The organism is Pseudomonas sp. S2_F03 (genome assembly GCF_054668335.1).
Genome location: NZ_CP162759.1, coordinates 5,287,076 through 5,302,808, shown reverse-complemented (window position 1 = coordinate 5,302,808; position 15,733 = coordinate 5,287,076). Strand labels below are relative to the sequence as shown.

At 58.7% G+C, this 15,733-nt stretch carries 15 protein-coding genes and 4 pseudogenes; all 19 read right to left on the bottom strand.

Features of this window, described 5'->3' with window-relative positions:
- Window positions 1–9: 9 nt before the first annotated feature.
- The gene (locus AB4N76_RS24885) at window positions 10–645 is read right to left on the bottom strand and encodes a C40 family peptidase (protein WP_460163673.1); all 636 of its coding nucleotides are present in this window, start codon (window positions 643–645) and stop codon (window positions 10–12) included.
- 74 nt (window positions 646–719) lie between these two features.
- Window positions 720–1,412 carry a phage minor tail protein L gene (locus AB4N76_RS24880; protein ID WP_460163672.1) on the bottom strand — a complete coding sequence of 231 codons (693 nt, stop codon included), beginning with the start codon at window positions 1,410–1,412 and terminating at the stop codon, window positions 720–722.
- On the bottom strand, window positions 1,409–1,738 hold the full coding sequence (locus AB4N76_RS24875) for a phage tail protein (RefSeq protein ID WP_460163671.1): 330 nt from the start codon (window positions 1,736–1,738) through the stop codon (window positions 1,409–1,411). Before AB4N76_RS24875 ends, AB4N76_RS24880 begins: the two co-directional genes overlap by 4 nt.
- A 9-nt stretch (window positions 1,739–1,747) precedes the next feature.
- Window positions 1,748–4,714 carry a phage tail tape measure protein gene (locus AB4N76_RS24870; protein ID WP_460163670.1) on the bottom strand — a complete coding sequence of 989 codons (2,967 nt, stop codon included), beginning with the start codon at window positions 4,712–4,714 and terminating at the stop codon, window positions 1,748–1,750.
- A 27-nt stretch (window positions 4,715–4,741) separates the two neighbouring features.
- Entirely contained in the window at window positions 4,742–5,008 is a 267-nt protein-coding gene (locus tag AB4N76_RS24865) for a DUF1799 domain-containing protein (RefSeq protein WP_256594764.1), read from the bottom strand.
- Window positions 5,009–5,061: 53 nt separating this feature from the next.
- The gene (locus AB4N76_RS24860) at window positions 5,062–5,445 is read right to left on the bottom strand and encodes a phage tail assembly chaperone (RefSeq protein WP_109785789.1); all 384 of its coding nucleotides are present in this window, start codon (window positions 5,443–5,445) and stop codon (window positions 5,062–5,064) included.
- Window positions 5,446–5,454: 9 nt separating this feature from the next.
- Window positions 5,455–6,101: pseudogene (locus tag AB4N76_RS24855) on the bottom strand (phage tail protein).
- 70 nt (window positions 6,102–6,171) lie between these two features.
- A complete protein-coding gene (locus tag AB4N76_RS24850) occupies window positions 6,172–6,591 on the bottom strand; it encodes a phage tail terminator-like protein (RefSeq protein ID WP_109785791.1) in 420 nt (139 codons plus the stop codon).
- A complete protein-coding gene (locus AB4N76_RS24845; RefSeq protein ID WP_460163669.1) occupies window positions 6,588–7,184 on the bottom strand; it encodes a hypothetical protein in 597 nt (198 codons plus the stop codon). Before AB4N76_RS24845 ends, AB4N76_RS24850 begins: the two co-directional genes overlap by 4 nt.
- A complete protein-coding gene (locus AB4N76_RS24840; RefSeq protein WP_460163668.1) occupies window positions 7,181–7,549 on the bottom strand; it encodes a hypothetical protein in 369 nt (122 codons plus the stop codon). Before AB4N76_RS24840 ends, AB4N76_RS24845 begins: the two co-directional genes overlap by 4 nt.
- Before the next feature lie 47 nt (window positions 7,550–7,596).
- Window positions 7,597–7,785 (bottom strand): hypothetical protein, encoded by a 189-nt coding sequence (locus AB4N76_RS24835; RefSeq protein ID WP_460163667.1) that lies wholly within the window; start codon window positions 7,783–7,785, stop codon window positions 7,597–7,599.
- Between the two features lie 40 nt (window positions 7,786–7,825).
- Window positions 7,826–8,328, bottom strand: a pseudogene (locus AB4N76_RS24830) (DnaT-like ssDNA-binding protein).
- A 61-nt stretch (window positions 8,329–8,389) separates the two neighbouring features.
- Window positions 8,390–8,947, bottom strand: a complete 558-nt coding sequence (locus tag AB4N76_RS24825) for a hypothetical protein (protein ID WP_460163666.1) — start codon at window positions 8,945–8,947, stop codon at window positions 8,390–8,392.
- Between the two features lie 53 nt (window positions 8,948–9,000).
- On the bottom strand, window positions 9,001–9,969 hold the full coding sequence (locus AB4N76_RS24820; RefSeq protein ID WP_460163665.1) for a major capsid protein: 969 nt from the start codon (window positions 9,967–9,969) through the stop codon (window positions 9,001–9,003).
- Window positions 9,970–9,980: 11 nt separating this feature from the next.
- Window positions 9,981–10,692: pseudogene (locus tag AB4N76_RS24815) on the bottom strand (hypothetical protein).
- A gap of 132 nt (window positions 10,693–10,824) precedes the next feature.
- Window positions 10,825–11,181 (bottom strand): hypothetical protein, encoded by a 357-nt coding sequence (locus AB4N76_RS24810; protein WP_460163664.1) that lies wholly within the window; start codon window positions 11,179–11,181, stop codon window positions 10,825–10,827.
- A 532-nt stretch (window positions 11,182–11,713) separates the two neighbouring features.
- Window positions 11,714–12,810: pseudogene (locus AB4N76_RS24805) on the bottom strand (minor capsid protein).
- Window positions 12,785–14,245, bottom strand: coding sequence for a DUF4055 domain-containing protein (locus tag AB4N76_RS24800; RefSeq protein WP_460163663.1), 1,461 nt, complete (start codon window positions 14,243–14,245; stop codon window positions 12,785–12,787). Before AB4N76_RS24800 ends, AB4N76_RS24805 begins: the two are co-directional and overlap by 26 nt.
- Window positions 14,245–15,732 (bottom strand): terminase, encoded by a 1,488-nt coding sequence (locus tag AB4N76_RS24795; protein WP_460163662.1) that lies wholly within the window; start codon window positions 15,730–15,732, stop codon window positions 14,245–14,247. The genes AB4N76_RS24800 and AB4N76_RS24795 overlap by 1 nt, the downstream gene beginning before the upstream one ends.
- Window position 15,733 lies beyond the last annotated feature (1 nt).

Below are 15,733 nucleotides of genomic sequence, written 5' to 3'. Positions count from 1 at the left end.
AAGACAGGCCTACCGTGTGTAGCGCAGGATGTGGGTTGTGCACTCTCGGTACGAGCGGCCGTAGACCTCTTTGCAGCTCAGGCGCCCGTAGAGGTGATGCAGTAACACATCACCGTCCAACCAGATCGCGCCATGACATGGTGTCGGACTGCCAATCGCCATGACGATAAGGTCGCCCTGCTCTGGTGTATCGACTTGCACGAATCCGGCCTTGGTGAAGTTGTCGACGTAGAGGTTCTCGCCGTTGTGCCACCAGTCGTCTTTGCGATGGAAGTCCATCAGCGTGATGCAGAGCACTTGTCGGTAGTAGTCACGGACCAGGGTGTAGCAGTCGATCACGCCATGGACGAAGACCCGGCCTTCCAGCGGCATCTCGCCGGTCGCGGGCATCTCATGCCACGTTGCGACACCGTTGACCAAGCCAACGATCCACCAGGTGGTTCGACTCACGGCATGGCTGGCCAGATCGTGCAGACTTGGCTCGGGGCCGACGTCCGGATGAGAGTGGACGATCACGACGATGTCGCCCATGTCCTCGGCGGCCGCGTAGTCTTCGGGGTGCAGGATGAAGTGATCTGTCTCGTCCGACTGGTTTCGGCACGGCACGTACTGCGGCTTGCCTCGGACGCTGACGACCAACCCCACAGACTCGCGAGGGTATTCAGCTAAGGCGTGTGCTTCAGCATCAGCCCGGCACTTGTTGAACAGTTCGCTCATGATTAAAGCCTCGGTACATTGGCGATGCCCGGGAACCCTCCAAAGGGGAGTTCTGCGAATTCACCAAAGCGCAGCTTGCAACCCCTAATGCTGCGGCTGCATTGATCCTTCGTCGGGTCGCTGGTTGGCGCGTTCAGGTAGTCCGCCACAGGACCGCCCGCATACCCACACTCACCAGACCGGTATGCCCACAGGCATGTGCCGGCGATCACCTGCCGGCGCGGCAACTTAATGCCCTGAAGATCCAGCGGAGAACCGAGATCGAACTCAATGGCAGTAGGGGTTTCGTTCGCCTTGCGCGTGATGATCCATGTTTCGACGGGGTATTCCTCGGCAGCGTTTGCCGTCGGGTTCCCGCCAAGGAAGTTTCCAGAGTCCAGGTACTTGATCAGCGTGCGATGGCGCTTGATCTTCGTCCCAAGCAAATCCGCGTACTGCCTGCACAGCGCAGATACCGTGCCGCCGAAGTTACCAACCTGAAGCTTCGGCCGCGCGGGCGAACCCTGGCCCGGCGTCGCAAACTCAGAAGCATTGATCGGCCACGGCGTATAAAAGACGCCCTGCCAGGCTACCGACCCCATCGCTTCGTTGACTCCAGAATGGAATCGAAGGGTTTGATCAGGCAGGACCAGTTCGAAGCCTTCCCAGATAGACATGCCTGTCGCCAGTGAAAGCTGGCCTTGAAGAGCCGTCATTCGAACACCTCCTCGAAGGTCGCAGAAATACTGTCAACGCGACGGGCAATGTCGGTGCGCGTCCACTCACGACAAACAAAAACCCCGATCGGGTGACCGGGGTGCGTGTAGTTGAAGGCTTCGATTGCGCCTCTGGCGATCAGGAAGGCGTCAATGGCGTCAATCTCGGTGTCGATCCGCTTGAACACCAGCGAGTATTTGCGTGGCTGTCGGTTGATACCGGTTCCCTGCCGCTGCTCGTACCCATCGCCGAACTTGATGACTTTGACCGTCGGGGCGATCACTCGGGAGGCGTTATATGTCGCTCGCCATGTGAAAGTGAGCATGATGCCTCCTTAGGTGAGTTGCCCGCCGTTACGGCGCTGCCTGGCGATTTCCTGCTGAGCGACGACCTTCATGGCTTCGGCGAATTTCGCCGGGTCAGGAATTACTGGCTCGCCGTCGGAAGCATCCACGTAGAAGTGCATGGTGACGGGCGTGCTTGCACCGCCGCCACCGCGGATGCCGAGACGACCTTGAGAGTCGCGGGCGAGCGGCACGATTGCTTCCGGCCCCGCTTCACCCATCACGCCGGTTTTGCCGTTGGCCATACCAAACGCTGTCGGCTTGCTGACCACGCTGTCGGAGAACGTCCCGCCATTGGCAAACATCTGCACGCCGCCCGCCCACGCGCCGCCCTTGGCTTGCGGGAAGTAGGTCGACGAGTAGCCTGACTGCGTAGCACCGGAAGGCGCGCCGCCGAAGTAGGAACTGGCCGCATTGGCTGCCAACCCGAACAACCCGCTCAGCGCCGACGAGCTGGCCTGACGCAGAGCGATCTTCGCCATGTCCGCGAGGATCGATTTGGCAAAGTCACCAAACGAAGCCTTGCCGGTGATCGCGAAGTTGATGATGGCGTCTTCCATGGAGCTGAACGCGTCCGTGAACATGCTTTTCGTCTGCCCCGCCACGTCGCGAGACGACTCCAGGTAGTTCTCCCAAGCCGCCGATGCCCCAGTCGTCCAGCTGCCTTGCGCCGACGTCATGTCGTCATAGTTGGTGATCACCACGTTGCGCAGTTCCTGCTGGCTCTGCGCGACGGCTTTCAGCTTGGCGTTGTACTCGTCGAGGCTCATGCCGCGCGAGCCGTCACCGTACTGGTTGGCCAGATCGATCCGCTGGGCGTTGGCCTTGTCGTCGATGCTGTTTTGTTGGTCGGTCAGCGCACGCTGCCGATCACCCTGGCCGAGTCCGGCGGCTGCGCGCAACCCTTGCTGTCGAAGCGTCTCGACTTGCTGCTGTAAAGCGCTGGTGTAGGTGTTGACCGCCAGTGTTTGCTTGCGAAGCCGGCCTTCTTCGTTGGTCGCGATGATCGACAGTTCGCTATCGCTTTCCTGCTGCGCCTTGACCATGGAGCTGCGGGCGTCCGCGATCTTCTGATCGATCTGAATGATCTGCGCTGCAGTGGCGCCCTTTTTGGTCTTGGCATCCTCAAGTGCGTCGATTTCCGACTGGTACCCCTGAGCAACCTCTCCGGCTTGTTGCTTCAGCAGGCTGACCCGCTGTTCGGTGTAACTGGTCTGCGAGATCACCCCGGCACGCTGAGAAGCTTCTAGTTCCTTGTCCGCATTTTTGTAGTAGGCAAGAGTTTCGGCCAACGCATTTTTGGCGTCATTGAAACTGGTCAGATCAACGCTGCCCGCAGCCCCTTTCGGGTCCTTGAACTTGTCATTGATGTTCGAGATGTTCTTGTCGACAACCGTTTGATCAAGGCGCTTGTCATTTGGATCGGTTTTCCGGATATCGTCGAGCTGATGGCGATATTCCTTCAGTGCATCCGCGCGCTTTTGCTCATTCGTCCAGGACGACTTAGTGAGCGCATCGATCTTGACCATTGCTTGCTGGGATGCAAGCTGGGCCTTATCCTGGTCGCCTTGGTACTTTGCGATATCAGCTTCAGCAGCCTTCTGATCCTCAAGCATGTTGAGGCGATTGCTGTAGAACTCGATCATCTCCTGCTTGTTTTGGAACAGACCAACGTCGCCCGCCTGAGCCCGTGAAAGATCACGCTGAGCCTGCTCAATATCGGCGCCAATATCGCTACGGCCAATATTTTTCAGGTTGTCCGCGGCTTTGGCGACTTGGTTGTAGGCCTTTTCCCAGAAGCTCAGATTTTCAAGGATTCGCGGAGTGCGCTCGTTGATGGCGTCAGCGTATTGCTCTGTCGCGAGCTTTACGGCGCCGGCATGGTTCCCCTGTTCTTCCAACGCAGCGATCTGCGAGTAAACCGACGCAGTCAGGTAGTGGTACTGCTCATTCAGCGCAGCCGAAGCTTTGACCGGGTCATCGGCAAGCTTCGAAAACTCAGCGACCGTTTCACTAACGGCCTTACCGGTCGCTTCCTGCATGGAAACGGCGGCCTGGGTGATATCAGCAAAGCTCTCGCCGGCAATCTTGCCGTTTCCAGCCAGCAGTGCGAGCACTTCAGCGGCTTGGCCTGTTGTGCCTACAGTGGCGCTAACTTGACGTGCCATTTCTCCTAGCTGCCCAGCGCTCACGCCAGCAGCATTACCAGTCACCACCAATGACTTGTTGTACGCGTCCTGCTCTTCACTGCCCTTGTAATAGGCAAAGGTCAACCCACCGATGGCGGCGGTGACCAGGGCGATAGGACCAAGGATGGCCAGCAGACTGGAAGCAGAGGCCCCGGCGCCGGCGCCCAACTGAGCCACTGCTCGCACCCCGCTTCCCCAGTCACCGGATGACAGGGCGTTACCGAGCTGAACAACGTTCTCTTGTGCCTGACGAGTGCCGAGACGAAGCTTGTCGAACCCGGTGGCAGTTTTTTCGAGCTTGGCGTAATCCTTGTCGATCTTGCTCAGCGCAGAGTTGTACTGATCCTGATTGATACGGCCTGCATCGAGGTGTTTCCCCAACTGCTCCACCTGGGTATCCAGCTTCGATATCGCAGCTTTGGCCGGATCAATTGCGCCAAGCAGACTGTTCAGGGCTTTCTGTTCGTCCAGAGTCGACTTGGCCAGCGCCGCTTGCTGTTTGTCGAGTTGCGCAGTGACCTTGGAAAACTCGGCTTCACCATAAGCGCCAGTCTCGGTGAGCTTCGACAGGCTTTCGCGTTGCTTTGCCAGTTCCTGAGTGGTGGTCGCGCCTTTCGACAGTGACTTCTCCAGCGCCTCCATTTCTTTCATCAGGCCGACGGCGGATTGTTCTGCGCGTTCGCCGGACTTCGCCATCTTGTCGAGATCGGTCGCAGCCTGGGCCGCTTCGGACGAGTCGACCTTTAGCCCGAGCTCTGCAATGTTCATCGACTCACCCTGAATAAGTGCCCGTGATTACGGGCTGTTGTCGTTGGCGTCGGCCATTACCGCGATGGCTTCCGACTCCATGACACGAATGTCCTGAAACACGCCCGGGCGATCCTTCGCGGGTATGCCGATGAGCCGCATTACGTTCGGGAGGACCCCGTAATCGAGTCCGGTCGCGCCGCACGCACCTGTACGCCACTGAGTTCCCATCGAATCCATGACAAGGAACGACTTCCAGTTGTCAGGCCATACCTCGAAGGAGTCATCGACATCCTTCGAAGTAAGGCCAAACACTGAAAGGACCCCGGCGTCAGCGGTCGGCTCGTACAGCGCACGCGCGACGTCGGTCAGTTTCCCAGGCGGGCTTTCCCGTAGGCTTCGCTGTAGGCCTTCACGACGGCATCAGAAACACCGACGCAGCTCTTCACGAGGGCAGTGATCGATTCGTCGTTAACCTCATCGTCGAACTCCCATGCAACAACCAGATCTTTGATCTGGTCCACCCCTTGTTGAACTTCTGCCTCGGTAACTTCCGTCAGCGTCGGCTCTTTGCCTTTGAACCGTTCGCCGATGGCTTCAGCTTTTGCCTTCCAGGCATCGAACAGTTCAGCCAACGCTGTGCGATCTCGGTACTTGAACGTGAACGGCACCATTTCTGGGGCTCCGCCCACCTGAGGGATGGCCACCTCGACGGTGAACGTCGGTTTTGGCGCAATGGAAAACTTTGCCATGAAGATTCCTTACGTCAGGTATCGAGTTGGGGAGGCTTGCAGAGCCAGGGAGACGGTGCGGGTCAGGATGTTGCTTCGAGCAACCGCCGGCTGCAGCGAGAACGAGGTATAGGCGCCGTAATACAGCTTGTCGGTACCTGGCAGGTTTAGGCGCGCGGCTTGGCAGGTCTGGCCGATGTCAGCAGCGCTCACGATGGGTACATAGGGCAGAGTCGGGTCGTCGGCAACGGTCAGGACCAGGCTGGCGGCGGCTTTGTCTGTCGGAAGCTGACGGCCTTGCTGATCCTCAAGAAAGACGATGTCCGCATAGTTCTGATCGCCGCCGGAGAACGCCACATCGGTGATCTGCGGGATCTGTACCCAGGTGAGCACTTTCTCAAGCTGCCTACGCCCGAACCGACCGGGTAGATCGTGGTGCTGGTGGTGTCGATCGCTTCCAGGGTGATCGCGGTCGCGGTCGCAGCCTTGACGCGGACAACTTTGTTGTTTAGCGCGGTCCAGCCAGAGGTGACGAGCAGGATGTCACCGACGACCAGCGTGGCACCAACAACGGTGCAGATGGCTTCGGAGGCGTTGGAGATGGCCGAGAAAGGCAGAGCGGCAGCGTAGGTGGCGGCGTGTTCAAACGTCGCACCATTGGGGAGCTTGTAGCCCATGGGGTTTTCCTCTGTGCAGAAATGACAAAACCCGCTTAACGGCGGGTTCTGGGTTTGCCCAATGGGCGGATTAGGTTGTGGTGTCGGCTCGGTACTGGAATGAGACCGGCAACGCGAAGGCCGTGTTTTCTTGCTGCTCAGGTCCTGGATTTACAGGAGTCGCCACCTGTACAGCGAAGCCCGTCTTGACGAGCTGATCATTGAGCGGATAAAGCGCGGCCAGTTCGTCGGCCAGCCCCTCTGCTGCCCCAGTTCCACCGCCCGAGGGTGTCACGATCGTGATCTGAAACAACCCCGTGTACAGCCGATGAGCTCCAGCAAGGTCGTTGCTGTTCGTGCCCGCTGGTAGCAAGAATGCTCGAAGGTAAGTCTCGTTGGCCGCTGGAGCGAAGTCGACGTTTTGATAAGCAATGCGCAATACGGGACTACGCGCTGCCGCCCACGTCTTCAATCGCCCCTCAAGCAAGGACCGGATGATCTTGTGGCTCATACCTGATTATTCCTGATGGCTTCATCGACGATCTGCTGGAAGAGTGCAACTGTGATGCGGACCATCCCGCTTGGTGCTTGGGTCGAATGCCCAAATTCCAAGGGAATCGCATACGGGAGGTTATTGATCAGGTACGCGGTCTGGCCGGCTGTGAAATCGCTGACAGCCGAAACCAGCGCGACGATGGTTTCTTGCCCGCTCGGATCAACCTCATCAAACGTAACGTTTTCGACGACATCGATTGAGAGATGCCAGTTCGCCCGGAACCGCCCACCGACGTAGCCTTCGGGCGCGATGATATCCATCCCATCGTTCAGTTTGCGCCCAGGCTTGAGTCGGCCCGCCTTCGTCAGGTTGGCGGGATCACTGCGTAGATCGCTGTTGTGATCGTCCACGGCCTTGTTGTACTGGGTCGCCACTGTGTTCTGCGCCCAGATCTCGGGATTGCCCACCGGAGACATACGGATGACGCTGCTGCCGACCTCGATAATGATCTCGCGAAGGCTAGCGTCGATGGCTTCCGTGGCTTGGGTCGCGAACTCGGCAAGACTCAACGCAAAACTGCCGGATTGACCGGAGCCGGCGCGACTCACGACCGCACCTGCAATTCGTACAGAATCGGCGTGCCGGCTGGGTTGATCTCTTTCAGCGGAGGAACGATTGACCAGGTGCGACCTTGGACGATGACTTTGTTCAGCAGGTCCGGCACCCATTCAAGCCCTTGCGCGGCGATCTTCAGCTTCTTGTCGCCTCGCTTGATCAGGCTGTTGTTCTGGAATTCTTGACCCGTGAACTCGAGCAGGATGCCTTGGGCGGTTTGATCGGCTACTGCTTCTGGCGGTACCGTTCCCGTGTCCGGGTCGTACTCTCCGACCGTGGTTGCACGGATGGTCACGGGCTGGCCGAACTCTGTGATCATCTCCAGAGCCATCACGGCCATTTCGTCGTAGTAGGCCATGGTGGCTCCAGATGTTAGAAGCCTAGCGCGGTGGCTGGACTTAATTACTAGTCAAACGTCGCTCGTCGTTGCCGTAGCATCGCATTAGCGAATCCTGCTGCACTTGAAGCAAAATCATCTGCGGGCCCTTGATAGCTTTTCCCAGCTATAGTTCCAGCAACATATGCGGAGGCATATTGATCCCATGCAGCACGCTCTTCTTCCGCCTTTTCAGTAGACTTATCACGATCACTCATACGCCAAGCTCCTTGCAGTAATGGAGGCGAGAAGCTATCACTACGCGCGCACGGCGAATAGTCCGCGCCGCTGCAAGTAGTCAGCAAACTGGGTAGCGCTCGGCCGATCCGGCGCGGCCGGCAGCAGTCGGCCGCTGGTGTTCGGGATCGTTGTGTACTCACGCGTTACTGCACCTTCGACACGCTCCAGCGTGACCGCACCTTTGCGTTTCTCCACGGGATCGATGTCGTCGGTGTGGATCTCGGCGGCCAAGGCCATCTGGCCGTACTGGATGCGCGCCGGTAGGTAGTTGTCAGGCTTGATCTCGCAATCCAGCTCAACGCCCCGACGCGGCCAGGCCAGTGCCTGATCACTGCTGGTCTTGCGCCCTTCCAAGTCATGCCATCCATCGCCAAGGCGGCCCGGCGCAACAGCGCTTCCTGTGCCGGTACATCCGCGGGAATGGTCACACCAAACTTACCGGCGTAAATGACCAGGTCCGCGGCGCTTGCGTAGCTTTCGGCGTCAGGCTTGCTGGTGCCATCCTCGATGATGAGTGTCATTGATCAACTCGCTGGAATGAGCTTTGAATGATTGGCCACCGAATCATCGGCAGCCGCAGTATCAAGCCTTGGGCAGGTCAGCGACGAGCTTTTCCAAGGATTCTTTTGAGGCGTTCGCGCGGTAGCTCACGCCGGCCTTATCGAGCGCTGCCTTCAGGGCTTCGACTTCCTGCCCTTCGCCCGCCCTCAACTCTGCGAGCTCGTTACGCAGCCTTTCATTTTCTGCCGCGAGCTCATCACGCGCATCGGCCAGATCTACCATCTGAAGGCGGATGCCGTCGAGCGCCTGAAACAGTCGGATTGCAAGCTCACCGGCTTCCGGTTTTTCAATCTCGCCGGCGTCGAGCCCATCAATGACAGCACGGATCGTATCGCTTTCGATCTGCAGCTTGCCAATCAGCTCTTCCAGCACGACTTTGTCGTCGCCCACTACAGCCACCACCAGAGGCGCCGCCACTTCCTTCAGCGTCACGTCGGGTGCGGTCTCAGTTGCGCCGTCACGACTGTCCGTCACGTTGGCATCGACGATGATCAGGCCCGCCTTCTTGGCAATGGCCTTCACGTCATCCTCATAGCGGTGGAACGGACCCGGCAGATACCAGATGTTGTTATCAGTCATCACTGTCACTCCGCTGGGCCAGGGCACAAGGCCCCGGCTCAGTTGTTGGATGGTTACTTGGCAGCGTCACCGATCAAGGCAACACCAGCGGTGTCCTTGATGCTGGTGGCGGTCTTGTCCCAGTTGGTGCCGGTAGCCAGCGCCGCACTGGTAGGCGACTTGCCGCCGTTGGCCACATCCCAGGTGTAACCCTTCAGGCCCATGCCGAAGGAGTAGTCGACCTGAATGGTGGTTTCGATACGGGTTTGGCCGTTGGTGGTCTGGACGTTCGAGATGATGTCTCGGCTGTCGTGGACCAATGCCGCACCAGCCGCGAGGCTGAGGATGATTTCCTTGTTCGGGGTGCCGGCCTGCATCAGCGCAGGGGCATCCGTCACGATGGAGGTCTTGCCGAGGATGTCGACCACGCGCACGTTGCCGGCCTCGAACAGGTTGCTGGCGTTGGCCAGGCCTTGACCTACCAGCTTGTGCCAGGTGCTGCCCTGCATCACTTGGGCAACCAGGCTCTGACTGGCATCACCGAACTTGGCGTGCGAATTGTTCAGGGCCGACTGGGTGATGCCGAGGGTGGCCGACACGTCGTTGGTTGCAGCGGCTTGGGCGGTGATCGCGGCAACCAACGCAGCGATGGCAGTGTTCAACTGATCCTTCAGCAGGATCTCGGCGAAGGCTTTGGAAGCGACTTCGATGCCCTGAACAGTTGGGCGTTGCAGCCAGGTCATTTGCGACGGCTCGTAACGCACCGGACCGAAACCGCCAGCCACTTTGACGGTGGTGTTTTGCAGCTCGGTCAGGTCGACCGGAGTCACCGCGGCTTGCGCAGCGTAGCGGTTCACGCGGCGTTGAGCAGCGCCCAGGTTCTGGAAGAACGACTGCTGCAGGAAGTCACCGGTGAAGCCATCAGGCGACAACACGATAGCGCCATTGCTCGCGGCGTTGAATGCTTCAAGCATTTGATCGAGGGTTTCCAGAGTCGCCGGCATGACGTACTCGTTGAAAACCTGCATTTGGGACAGGGACATGGATTATTCCTTTACTTGAGAGGGAGATCAGAGAACCGGGAGGCGATCGCCGCCGTACGCTCTGCTTTGGTACCGCCGATATTTCCTTTCGGGGCCCCGCCCCCACCACCTGCACCGCCGGCCCCGCCGCCTGATGCTTTGCTACCCGCGATCAGCGGCGCGAAGGCCACGTCGTTTGCGAATTCTGCTTTCAGCTCGTCCAGCGTTGCCGCCGAGAGCTTGCCCTGCTGGTCGAGAACGACCACAACAGGCTTCCCGTCGCGCTGCTCGACACTCAACCGACGTTCGATATGCGGCAACAGGGCTTTGGCGCTGCCCGGGATTGCCAGGGCGGACGCGATATCAGTAGCGGTACGGCCGACAGTCAGATCCCGGATCTGATTGCTCAGCGTCGAGCGCTCCTGCTCAAGCGTGCCGTTCAGCTCAGCTTCGCGGCGGTTGTATTTTTCGGACCAGGACTTTTTCGAGCTCTTCGACGTTGCCGGATTTGCGAGCGTTCTCCTCACGTTCCAATCGGGCCTGGTCTTCGGCATCCTTGCGCGCCTTGTCAGCGGCCTTCTTCTCGTCCAGCAGTTCCTGAACTTTGGATTTCAGGCCAGAGACATCTTCTGGCTGTGGCAGACCTTCGATGCCGAGCACGAACTTGCCGTCCTTCTCGGTGTAGAGGGTACGCATGGAGTCATCGAGACCATCCAGATTGTCCAGCTGATATTTCAAACCCATATGCTTGTCTCCCAGAGACGATTGCAGGCCCTGCCCGCAGATATGAAAAAGCCCCGTCATTGACGAGGCCCTGTGTAAATCGTGAGCATAAAAAAGCCCCGGCAAATGCCAGGGCTCGGTCAATCGATAAAACTAGTTGCAGATAGTTGAGTTACCAATCTGGGTACAATTGGTTCCGTCAGAACCGTAAACCGTGTTTCCGATGCGGGTCGCGGTTGATCCATCGGAGTGGTACATGGTGTTGCCAATTTGGGTACTGGTCGAGCCACTGGAGTCGTAGTTGGTGTTGCCGATGCGTGTCGACGTCGAACCGTTAGAGCCGTAGGTCGTATTCCCTATTTGGTTGTAGGACGAGCCATCTGATCCGTACACAGTGTTACCAATGCTGTTGTAGTTCGTTCCGGACTGGCCATAGATGTAGCCTTGGGCCTGAGCCGCTACAGATCCGATAGCAATCAGCAGTGATGCGGCAATAACCGACTTTTTCATGCGGAACTCCCTAAGTGATATCAGGAAGCTATCAGATGCATCCGGTGTACTCAATCGAGACTAGACCAGCAGAACTCTTTCACCGTTCAACAGGCATCCAACGCAAAGCAACGCCTTCGTCCCGCCAGTAGGCTTGCCGTTCTTCGTCATGACGCCGATCTTGATCTCCATTACGTCGCGCACCCACGCTTGCGCACCTGCTCGGCCGGTGTGCCCGACGCGGGAGTGTCTTGGATAAAGTGAAGTTTCGGTTTGTCGGTCATCGGCTTTCGCGAGCTGCACGTTGAAGGATCTCGATCAAGTCAGGCACCGCACGCTTATCGACCCTGATGGTTTTCTCTCCCCAATTTTCGACAGCCACTGTCAGCTCCACAAAGTCGTTGCTGACCCGATCTTTAGCAAGGCCAACCCAGTGGCCTTTGCTCGTCTCCAACTTATATGGCATGGGCATGATCAACGACCTCTTGAGAGTAGAGGATAATGTTAGTCGCAATTTTTGCTAAGGCAGCAACGTCAGACGCCTTTATCTGACTCAGTCCGGCCGCGTAATGCCCGCCCGCTCGAACGCCAACGGCTCAAGTGCCTTCATCTGCACCAGGGTCAGCGGCTTGAAATTGCGATCGAGCTGCAGTTCGGAAAGCGTTCGACACTGAGGCCACCTTCGCGGAACAGCTTGGCGCGGACCGGGCCAATGGCCTTGTCCTGAAACGCCGCCGGCTGCTCCTTGAGCCAGTCGTAGTAGCTGAGGTCTGCCCTTACTTGCTGGACGCCGGCATCGCCGATGGACGCCCGCGTGGCGTCCTTGGCGAACAGTGCGCTGAAGCGAGTCACCGCCACCACCGTCGACCGGCAGTTGATATGGATCGGCGGCCGCGGACCTTCGGTAAGCTTGAACCTGCGCTTGTCGAGCGTCCGGCACTGGCTGGTCGTCTTCGTGTCCAGGGTGCTGACCCATTCCACCGCCTGCACAACATCAGAGTTCTCTTTCAGAGTCTCCATACGCGCCTGCGTGGCAACGTGCTGCACCGCCGTCCGAACCACGGCGCCGGCATTCCGATTGGTCGTGGCCAGGATGCCGTCGTTGTACTGGAGCGACTTGGTACCGCGGATGTTCTTGATGATCTGGAAGTTGGTCTGGCCTTCGAAGAAGCCCTGCCGGATCGCGCCTGTGAGCCGTTTTCGCTCGGTGGCGGTGAAGCCATCAATAAACGACTTGAGCAGCTTGCCGCCGTCCGCGCCGCGCACGCTGATCGGGTTGGTGAGGATGGCTGCCCTGATTGCAGCAGTCCCTGGCACCGCAGCATCAAACGAGACGCCCACCGGTGCCGCCCTTGTAAGGCTGGTCGCTTCGAACTCGGCCTCGTAGTTGGCGATGTCGATCAGATCGAGGTTCAGCTTCTCGCTATACCGGTCGAAGATACCCAGCAGCAGACTGTCAACCTCGCTCAGCAGCCGCTCCAGCCGAGCAACGGTGTAATCAGTCAGGTCGGCCCGGGTCAGCCGCTCACGGATCGATCGATCAATTTCCTTGAGGAAAGGTCCGAACTTGGCAACCTCCCCCGACTTCAGTTGCTCGAGGAAGACCGCGTGCCGAATCGTGGCATCAAGGATTGCCTGGTTGGCCGCCATTTGAATTTACCTCAGCATCATCCAGGTTCGGCCCGGGGTTCTCGGTTTCCAGTTCATCGCGGATCTGGTCGTTGGTCTTTTCGGGATCGATCACCCCGCGGTCGCGCAAGTACTGCCAGAAGTCGCCCGCCGGCAGCTTGCCGCCCTGCACCGCATTGAACAGGCTAGTGAGGATCGTTGCGTCCAAGGAGATCTGGCTGAAGTCCTGGTTCAGCTTGTAGTCCACCTCAACGGGAGCGTTCACGAACTCAGCCATCCAGACCAGACACTGGCTGTAGGCTTCGCTGACGTTGCTGACCACCAGCGAAAGGACGCTGTGTTCCGCTGCGCTGTCATTGTCGGCCTGGGTCGCGGTCTTCACCGCACTGCCCCGCTCGATCAGCCGCGCTCCGAGCGACACCATGTCCTCTTTCTTGCTGTCCATGGCTTCTTTGGCCACGGCGTTCGGCTGAGCCTGCATCATCCCGCAGGCGCCACCTTGCGGGAGCAGCCAAGGTGCACGCGATCCAAGGAAGATGCCGTCAGCTTCCAGATGGTCGCGCCATTGATCGCTGAGCCCGGACATCCACGGCTGAGGCTGGCCCACCAGGTAGGCAGCCTCTTCGTAGTCCGCGCTATTGCGGTAATGACCGACGTTGATTTCGGCCATGTCATATAGGGGCGAATCGTCGATGCTGGTGTCGTTATTCTCGCTACCCAGGAACTGGAACGGGATCACCTTCCATTGCTGGCCCGCGCCATTCAGTGGAGAGAAAGGAGCAGTGACCATCAAAGTCGCGCTGCTGCCCTCTTCCCAAACTTCCTGCGTGTAGACCCCGGCCGCATCAAGCCGCAGCACTCGATATTGCACAACCTGCTCACTGCCGAAACCGTCATCTGTATCAACGTCCACCGTTTCGCGCAGCACGACCAGACTCAGCAGGTGCTGACTGCCGACCTTGCGCGTCTTCCAGTTGATGATCGACTCCGCCGAGTAGCTGGCAACGCTGGCCCGGGCGCGGCCGGCTTGTTCATCCGCCTTGCTGACGGTGCCAGACTTCACAGCGGCGTAATCCACCAGCAACCCGTGACGGCCAACCTCAAGCAAATGCCCGATGACCGATTGTGACTGCTGGTAAATACTCACGCCCTGCCCATCGATGTCCTTCGACACGTAGTCGAGCGCGCCAGGGACAGTCAGCGTCGGCCAGGTGCGGAACACCGCGCCCACCAGACTATGTTTCGTTCGGCCTGTGGCGTTGTAGAACACCGCACGTTTCTTGTACGCGTCGTAGCGATCCTTGTTGTCCTGACTGATGTCGGACGCATTCGGTCGCGGCAAGTAGTAGTCGCCAGCAGCTTTGATGGTTTCCGAGCCTTTGCAGACGTCGCGCACCAAGCGCCAGCGGTTTTGTGCCGCCTTGTACTCAGGACGGGTGAAAGTGACGTCGCTCATCAGCGTGCAAACCCCATTTTGATTTTGGTTGCCGGCTTCCTGGCGCTCTTCGCGACAGCGAAGTACCTGAATCCGTCTGAGCCGTGAGAGGTCCAGTCATGAAGCGGCTTGTCTTTCCAGCAGCCGCGCTTGTCGTCCCATTCCTTTCGGTAGTTCTCGATGCAGTTGATGCCCTGCTCGCACTTCGATTCGTCGAACACGCAGAAAGGAAGGATCTCCCGTACCGCCTCAATGCCGTCATTGATCCCGATCTTCGGAACCACCTGGAACGTCATGCAGTACTTTTGCCCGTCGATCTCGTAACCCTCTTGGGCCAGTTCTCGTCGGGTCTTGGCATCGCTGCCGAACTCGCGGTTGTCGATGTCGTGCGGCCCCCAGTGCTCGGAATAGGTGTAACCCTTGTCCTTGAGCACCTTCATGTAATGCCGCAGGCCTTCGCCTGAGTTCTCGTAGTAATCGATGACGTGGTATTCGGTGCCAACCTGGCGGACGAACCAGATGGCCGTGGAGTCGCCGACGCCGATGTCCCAGAAGCTCATCACCGGCAGATGGCTGTTGTTCGGTATCGCGCCGATGCGTTGCTGGGCGTAAAGCTTGGTCAGTTGCTGCGCGTAGTAGGCACCCTCAACCGACTGCTGGAAGGCTTCGACAGGAATGGACGGGTATTCCCGCTTCATGTCGTCGCCGAGCGTCTTCTCCTTGGCCGCGTACCAGGCGCGCTGACCGTCGTTCGTGACGATCCCGTGCTTGGCTTGCAGCTCGTTGAAGTAATCGGTCAGGCGCTGTGGGATGACCACGTCAGTGGGATCAAGCCAATAGGCCTTGTTCTTCCACCAACTGAAGAAGAAGAATTTCCAGTCCAGCAAGCCAAGGGGAACACCAGCCAGCAGCTGGCGCTCAGCACTCTGCGAGTAATCGAAGAAGTAGCCGGCCCTGCCCTCAGCCGTCGACTCGATCGTGACGAAACAGTCGGTAGCCACGGCCTCGAAGGCGCCGGTGACAATTTCTCGGGCCTTATGTGGGAACTTGGCGCAGATCTTCCCGAACTCGGACACATGCAGGTAGCGCAGCGTGCCGCCCCGGAAGGACGTGGAAACGTAGATCGAACCGCCCTTACTGAACACCAGTTCGCCGGCGGCGTCGTTGCTCGCCGGGTTGGCTGCACGAATTTCTTTGGGCAGGTTGTCGTAGGCGAACTTCACCTTCTCCCGGAACAGGCGCTTGGCGTCGTTCAGGGTGTGAGCAATCAGTGCGCACTTCGCAGACTCGAACAGAGCCGCGTCCAATTGGATGATGCAGCACTCGGTGGTAAAGCCGAGCTGGCGAGCCTTCAGGATGATGTTCCGCGTGTGCATCCCGTCGAAGTATTCGATCTGCTCGTCCGTCATCCGGAAGCGGACCTTCTTACCCTGTTTGTCCGTGATGAAGTAGAGATTGTTCAGGCGCCATCGTTTGTCCCGGAGCAGCTTCAAGTGCTCGGGCTTCATG

Excerpts from the sequence above, each read along its gene's own strand:
- AB4N76_RS24880 (WP_460163672.1), bottom strand. The coding sequence starts at position 1,412 with ATGACGGCTCTTCAAGGCCAGCTTTCACTGGCGACAGGCATGTCTATC.
- AB4N76_RS24875 (WP_460163671.1), bottom strand. The coding sequence starts at position 1,738 with ATGCTCACTTTCACATGGCGAGCGACATATAACGCCTCCCGAGTGATC.
- AB4N76_RS24870 (WP_460163670.1), bottom strand. The coding sequence starts at position 4,714 with ATGAACATTGCAGAGCTCGGGCTAAAGGTCGACTCGTCCGAAGCGGCC.
- AB4N76_RS24860 (WP_109785789.1), bottom strand. The coding sequence starts at position 5,445 with ATGGCAAAGTTTTCCATTGCGCCAAAACCGACGTTCACCGTCGAGGTG.
- AB4N76_RS24850 (WP_109785791.1), bottom strand. The coding sequence starts at position 6,591 with ATGAGCCACAAGATCATCCGGTCCTTGCTTGAGGGGCGATTGAAGACG.
- AB4N76_RS24840 (WP_460163668.1), bottom strand. The coding sequence starts at position 7,549 with ATGGCCTACTACGACGAAATGGCCGTGATGGCTCTGGAGATGATCACA.
- AB4N76_RS24835 (WP_460163667.1), bottom strand. The coding sequence starts at position 7,785 with ATGAGTGATCGTGATAAGTCTACTGAAAAGGCGGAAGAAGAGCGTGCT.
- AB4N76_RS24825 (WP_460163666.1), bottom strand. The coding sequence starts at position 8,947 with ATGACTGATAACAACATCTGGTATCTGCCGGGTCCGTTCCACCGCTAT.
- AB4N76_RS24820 (WP_460163665.1), bottom strand. The coding sequence starts at position 9,969 with ATGTCCCTGTCCCAAATGCAGGTTTTCAACGAGTACGTCATGCCGGCG.
- AB4N76_RS24810 (WP_460163664.1), bottom strand. The coding sequence starts at position 11,181 with ATGAAAAAGTCGGTTATTGCCGCATCACTGCTGATTGCTATCGGATCT.
- AB4N76_RS24800 (WP_460163663.1), bottom strand. The coding sequence starts at position 14,245 with ATGAGCGACGTCACTTTCACCCGTCCTGAGTACAAGGCGGCACAAAAC.
- AB4N76_RS24795 (WP_460163662.1), bottom strand. The coding sequence starts at position 15,732 with ATGAAGCCCGAGCACTTGAAGCTGCTCCGGGACAAACGATGGCGCCTG.